Consider the following 5,932-nt stretch of genomic DNA (forward strand, 5'->3'; position numbering starts at 1 on the left):
GAAGAGACTGCCCGGCCCGGACGGGAGGGTGAATCTCTCGGGAGCACAAGGCGGTAATCCTTTCAATGAACAGGGCGGAGCTGCCGCCGAGAATGCCCTCCCTTCCTTCGATCCCGCCTTCCTTGGCGGAAGGTAAGCACGGGTCCGCAACAGATCTTTTCCCCGCCGGTGCTCCCTCTTTCATCACCCTCCCGTCCGGGCTCCGTTAATCAAAGTAAATTCATCCACCTATTGAAAAGGGAAGGGGGGCGAGTAAAAAATAATGATTGACTTATCAACGAAGATATAATAATTGAAATGGGCAAAGCGGAAGAAGGGGAGATGTAGAGTTGGCAGGGGGTGGATTATATTATTATTTCTACATCCGGCCCAGGAAAAGGTGCTTAAATCGATTTGCTGAATCTAAACTGGCGAGGTTTGAAGAGTGGACATTAAAAGGTCTTACTACGAAGACATTGAACTGTTCAAAAGCAACACGGTTTTGGTTTGTTCCCTTATCTTGTTTGTTTTCCTTCTCTTCTTGCCCTGGATCGTGACCAAAACGCACATCCTGGGGTTTTCAGTTTATCTCCTCAATCTTATTATCATTCATTGTATTGTCGCCATAGGCCTTAACATCCTGGTGGGCTTTACGGGTCAGATCTCCATGGGCCATGCAGGTTTCTTTGCCATTGGAGCTTTCACGACCGTTATGTTCATTACCAAATTAGGGATTCCTTTTTTTATTGCTCTTCCTGTAGCAGCCTTCATTTCCGCCGGCTTTGGATTTCTGCTGGGCCTTCCTTCCTTGCGCTTGGAAGGACCCTACCTGGCTATCGCTACCATGGGTTTCGGCATGGCCGCGACCACGGTGATCAAACACGCCGAGTTTTTCGGCGGGCGCATGGGTATGCAAGCCCCGAAGCTTTACCTCTTGGGGACGCCCATGAAAGATATCCACTTCTACTATCTCATTTTGGGCATCGGCATTCTCCTCGTCATCGGAGCGATCAAGTTATTCAAAACCAAGGTGGGGAGAGCCTTCATTGCCATCCGGGATAGCGATGTGGCTGCCGAGACGATGGGAGTAAATCTCACGTATTATAAAACTCTTTCTTTCGCGGTTAGCGCTTTCTACACCGGAATCGCCGGGGGACTTTACGCCTTTATTTTGGGCTTTATCAACCCAGAAGGATTTCATATCATCATGTCCATCACTTTCTTGGCTATGGTGGTCGTCGGGGGATTAGGGTCCATCATGGGATCGATCGCCGGGGCCACGCTCATGACCTACTTGGACGTCAAATTACAAGCCATTCAAGATATTCCGGGAATCGGGGCGGTTCTGGTAAGCTTTTCAGAAAAGTACATGACTATGGGTGGCATTTCCAATGTAGCTATTATCGTTTATGGGCTGATTATGATCTTGATCGTCCTTTTCGAGCCGCTGGGGATGTTCGGCATTTGGATCAGGATCAAAAAGTACTGGAAAACGTATCCGTTTTAAAAACAGTGTCAGTGTTAGTGTCAGTGAAAATATAAAAAAATATTTGATACTCACTCCCACTCCCACTGACACTGACACTCACACTAATCACTCATTGAGGAGGGGGAATGCTCGGGCAATTGATTGTCAGCGGTTTGGCCGTAGGGTTTTGCTATGCCCTATTGGCGCTGGGCATGGTCATTATTTATAAAACCTCGGAAGTGTTAAATTTTGCCCAGGGGGAGATGGCCATGATTAGTTCATTCGTGGCCTTTACCTTGTTAGAAAGTTATCACCTTTCCTTTCCTCTTGCCCTACTTTTGACTTTCCTATTTGCCGCGGGTCTGGGAGCCTTTTTGGAATTTACCTTTTTGCGACCGGCAAAAGACCCGACGGTAATCGGGATGATCATTATCACCCTGGGATTTGAGATGATCCTCATGGGATTGGCGGGGTGGAAATGGGGCCCCGACCAGCGCTCGATGCCTTTCCCTATCTCCGGATTCGAGACTTATAATTTTTTTGGTCTGTTAATCAGTAAAGTTAATTTTTGGACGATCATCATCTGCTTGATCTTGATGGCTCTTCTTTTCTTTTTCTTCCAGTATTCCAAGCTGGGCACGGCCATGCGGGCCACCCAGCAGAACCGCTTGGTGGCCCGCCTGATGGGCATCCGCACCAAACGTATTTTCTCTTTTACCTGGGCGCTTAGCTCCTTTATCGGGGCGGTAGCGGGGATGTTTATCGCCGCCCTTACGGTTCTGGATCCACCCATGATGATGGACCCGCTGATGAAAGCTTTTGCTGCCGCCGTGCTCGGAGGAATGACCAGCTTGCCGGGAGCGGCATTAGGGGGAGCCATTTTAGGAGTGGTAGAAAATCTTTTTGGAGGATATGTTTCTTTGTCCTTTAAATCGGTGGTGGCTTTTACCATCATTGTTCTGATGCTCTGCATCCGGCCCAGTGGCCTTTTAGGCAAGCATTTTGTGAAGAAGGTCTAAGAATAAAGAAGGTGAAAGGTATAAGGTAAAAGGTTAAAGATGAAAGAGGAAGGATGAGAAAAATAGGCTTTTGCGGGAAAAAAAGAAGTGAAAGAAAAGAAAGGAGGAAAGGATGAAAGGAAAAGCGATGTTTGTTTTACTAAGTTCGTTGATCCTCGGAGTTTTTATCGTAACCACGGGGGCCTGGGCCCAAGCAGTGAGAGGAGTTACTGACACAGAGATCCTGGTGGGGCAGACGGGTCCTCAGACCGGACCGGCCGCTCTCTGGGGTGCAGTCGCCCGGGGAACAGGGCTTTACTTTAAGGGCATCAACGACGAGGGAGGGATTCACGGAAGGAAGATAAAGTATTTTCTCCGCGATGATTCCTACTCGCCGGCCAAAACCAAAGCCATTGGCAAAGAGTTTGTAGAACAGATCGGGATCTTCTCGACGGTAGGTTGCGTAGGGGTTGGACCCGGGATGACGGTCCGAGATTATTACACGGAAAACAAAGTCATCATGGTGAGTATGGGATGCAGCGGCGTGACCAACTGGATCCAACCTTTCCAAAAATACATCTTCCCCATCTACCCCTTATACATTGACGAAGGCTACGCCCTCATTCGCTATTTCCATGAGAACATGAAAATCACCAAGATAGCCATGTTCTACCAGAACGATGACTATGGAAAACAAGGCTTGGAAGGCGTGGAGCGATACGTGAAGGAGAAAAACCTGCAACTGGTCGCTTCGGTATCGGCCGAGGTAACGGACCGGGATCTGAGTTCTCATGTTTTGAAACTTAAAGCCTCCGGAGCAGAGGCCGTGGTCATGTGGGCCATGCCTACCCATGGGGCGTTGCTCTTGGGAGAATCAGCCAAGATCGGTTTCAAACCCCAATGGGGGACCAGCAGCACGCTCTCCGATGGGGTGGCGATGATGGGGGTCACTAAAGGTCTCTGGGCGGGAATGATTCATTCCAACTTCGGAGAGACGCCGGATTCGAATCACCCTCTGATGGTTAAATATCGCGCCTGGCACCAAAAATATGAGCCCAAAGAGCGGTGGTCGACCTTCTATATTGCCGGGATTGTGTTTGCCGAGCCCTTCGTTGAAGGACTCAAGCGAACGGGAAAGAATTTGACCCCCGATACATTCGTGAAGGCCATGGAGACTATGAAGGACTGGCAGGGCATCGGCCCGCCCATTACTTTCATCCCCACGGATCATCAGGGGGGTAAACATGTCTTCTTCGGACAGGTCCAGCCGGATGGAAGTATCAAACGGCTATCGGAGTGGACCCGGATTACGAAATGACACACAAAGAGATAGGGAGATAGGGAGATGGGGTGATAGGGAGAGAAATTCTCCCCATTTCCCTAACCCCTCATCTCCCCCACGAGAAACAGAGGCAAGCATGGCCCATTTAAAGGTCGAGAACTTATCCATAAGTTTTGGAGGATTGAAAGCACTGAGCGGGGTGACCTTCGAGGTAAAAAAAGGAGAAATTTATTCCATCATCGGCCCCAACGGGGCAGGGAAGACCACGGTTTTCAATTGCATCAGCGGCATCTATAAGCCCAGTAATGGGAAGATATTTTTCAAAGATCAGGATATTACTCCTTTTAAATCCTATCAAGTGGCGGAAGTTGGAATTGCCCGCACCTTCCAGAACATCGAGCTTTTTGCCCACATGACCACCATGGATAATTTGATGCTGGGAAGGCATACCAAGTTGAAAACTGGGGTATGGGCAGGGGCGACTTTCTTGACGGCCCATTCCAAAGCTGCCCGGGATGAGATCCAGAACCGGGAGATCGTTGAAGAGATCATCGACTTTCTGGAACTTCAGGCTTCCAGGAACCAATTAGTGGTCAACCTTCCTTACGGGATTCAAAAATTAGTCGAATTGGGACGGGCTTTAGCCCTGGAACCCGAAGTGTTGTTATTGGATGAACCTTCCGCGGGCATGAACCTGGAGGAAAAGGAAAATCTCATTTTTTCCATCCGGGATATCCGGGACGATTTTGGAATTACCGTGCTGTTGGTGGAGCACGACATGAATTTGGTCATGGGTATTTCCGATCGGATTCTGGCTTTAAATTACGGTCAGGTGATCGCCGAAGGGATTCCGCAGGAGGTCCAGAAACATCCCGAGGTATTAAAAGCCTATTTGGGAGAGGGGTAGAGAATTGGGGAGCATCTTACAGGTAAAAAATATTGAAACTCTTTATTACGGGTTGATTAAAGCGCTCCGGGGAATCTCTTTAGACATTCAAGAGGGAACTATCTCGGTAGTCCTGGGGGGAAATGGCGCAGGCAAGACGACTACCCTGAAGACGGTCATGGGACTTTTGGAGGATCAGCCGGATAAAGGAACCATCGAGTTTATAGGCAAAAGGATCGACGGCCTGGATGCGGAGGATATTGTCAACCTGGGCATTGCCATGGTTCCTGAAGGAAGGGAGGTCTTCCCCGAACTGACGGTTTGGGAGAATCTAAAGATGGGGGCTTACACCCGCAAGGACAAAAAAGGAGTGCAAGAGGACTTGGACCGGGTGATCCGCTACTTTCCCATCGTTAAGGAAAGATCCTCCCAGCAGGCTGGTTACCTGAGTGGCGGCGAACAGCAGATGCTGGCCATTGGGCGTGCGTTAATGACCCGGCCCAAACTTCTCATGTTGGATGAACCTTCTCTGGGATTATCGCCTATTCTGGTACGGGAGATATTTAAGATTATCCAGACGATTAATCGCGAAGGGACGACCATACTTCTGGTGGAACAGAATGCGCGCATGGCCCTTTCCATCGCCCATTTCGGCTATGTCCTGGAGACCGGTAGGATTGTCTTGGCCAATACCCCCCAGAACTTGATGGAAGACGAGGACGTCAAAGAGTTCTACTTAGGAATCAAATCGGAGGTGTCCGGCAAGGGCTACCAGCGCTGGCGGAGAAAGAAACGCTGGCGGTAATTTTAACCAAAGGGGTAAATCCATACTCAGCTTTCATAATGGAAAAATAAAAGAAGGTAATCGTCCAGATAGAAAGATTTTCCTACCTATTAATCCTCCTTAATCCCCCAGGGTGTTCAATTAAGAATTGACATCTGTCTCAGAACATGTGAGAGGGGAACCTTAATCTTGGGAGGTAACAGTTTAGTCTCTATCTTACCCGCCGGCCATCGGGACATCAGCTTGAATTGTTATACAGCGCACCTTGAGCCTTGAATGACCTTGCCGAAACCCGGAGGAAAAATTGATCCTGCTTCGGGCCATCCCATTCACCCCTATTCTTGCAGGGCCTCCTTCAGCTTAAATAATTCCTCCTTTTGGTATTGCCAATAATAATAATATTGGTTATATTTTTAGTAGAAAGGATGGTATGAAAGAATGGAAACAATCAAGACCGCCATCTCGATTCAAAAATCTTTGTTCGAAAAGGCCGAGGATCTTGCAAAAAAGATGAAAGTCCCGAGAAGCCGCATAT

Annotated in this window: 6 protein-coding genes; 5 read left to right on the forward strand and 1 reads right to left on the reverse strand. The window is 48.7% G+C overall.

What is annotated here, in order from left to right; genetic code table 11:
• On the reverse strand, nucleotides 1-184 hold a 184-nt coding region (locus Q7V48_09030; protein MDO9210875.1), incomplete at its 3' end, for a hypothetical protein.
• A gap of 240 nt (nucleotides 185-424) precedes the next feature.
• Here Q7V48_09030 and Q7V48_09035 point away from each other — a divergent pair.
• From Q7V48_09035 to Q7V48_09055, 5 genes are all read left to right on the forward strand, one after another.
• Nucleotides 425-1,486 carry a branched-chain amino acid ABC transporter permease gene (locus Q7V48_09035; protein ID MDO9210876.1) on the forward strand — a complete coding sequence of 354 codons (1,062 nt, stop codon included), beginning with the start codon at nucleotides 425-427 and terminating at the stop codon, nucleotides 1,484-1,486.
• Between the two features lie 107 nt (nucleotides 1,487-1,593).
• Nucleotides 1,594-2,466 carry a branched-chain amino acid ABC transporter permease gene (locus Q7V48_09040; protein MDO9210877.1) on the forward strand — a complete coding sequence of 291 codons (873 nt, stop codon included), beginning with the start codon at nucleotides 1,594-1,596 and terminating at the stop codon, nucleotides 2,464-2,466.
• Between the two features lie 112 nt (nucleotides 2,467-2,578).
• Nucleotides 2,579-3,763, forward strand: coding sequence for an ABC transporter substrate-binding protein (locus Q7V48_09045; protein ID MDO9210878.1), 1,185 nt, complete (start codon nucleotides 2,579-2,581; stop codon nucleotides 3,761-3,763).
• 100 nt (nucleotides 3,764-3,863) lie between these two features.
• Nucleotides 3,864-4,634 carry an ABC transporter ATP-binding protein gene (locus tag Q7V48_09050; GenBank protein ID MDO9210879.1) on the forward strand — a complete coding sequence of 257 codons (771 nt, stop codon included), beginning with the start codon at nucleotides 3,864-3,866 and terminating at the stop codon, nucleotides 4,632-4,634.
• A 4-nt stretch (nucleotides 4,635-4,638) separates the two neighbouring features.
• Nucleotides 4,639-5,418: an ABC transporter ATP-binding protein gene (locus tag Q7V48_09055; protein MDO9210880.1), complete on the forward strand. Its 780-nt coding sequence runs from the start codon at nucleotides 4,639-4,641 to the stop codon at nucleotides 5,416-5,418.
• Nucleotides 5,419-5,932: the final 514 nt, after the last annotated feature.

This window comes from Deltaproteobacteria bacterium (assembly GCA_030654105.1).
Taxonomy (GTDB): Bacteria; Desulfobacterota; SM23-61; order SM23-61; family SM23-61; genus JAHJQK01.

Coding starts and splice junctions, on each gene's coding strand:
- Q7V48_09050 (MDO9210879.1), top strand. CDS start 3,864: ATGGCCCATTTAAAGGTCGAGAACTTATCCATAAGTTTTGGAGGATTG.
- Q7V48_09045 (MDO9210878.1), top strand. CDS start 2,579: ATGAAAGGAAAAGCGATGTTTGTTTTACTAAGTTCGTTGATCCTCGGA.
- Q7V48_09040 (MDO9210877.1), top strand. CDS start 1,594: ATGCTCGGGCAATTGATTGTCAGCGGTTTGGCCGTAGGGTTTTGCTAT.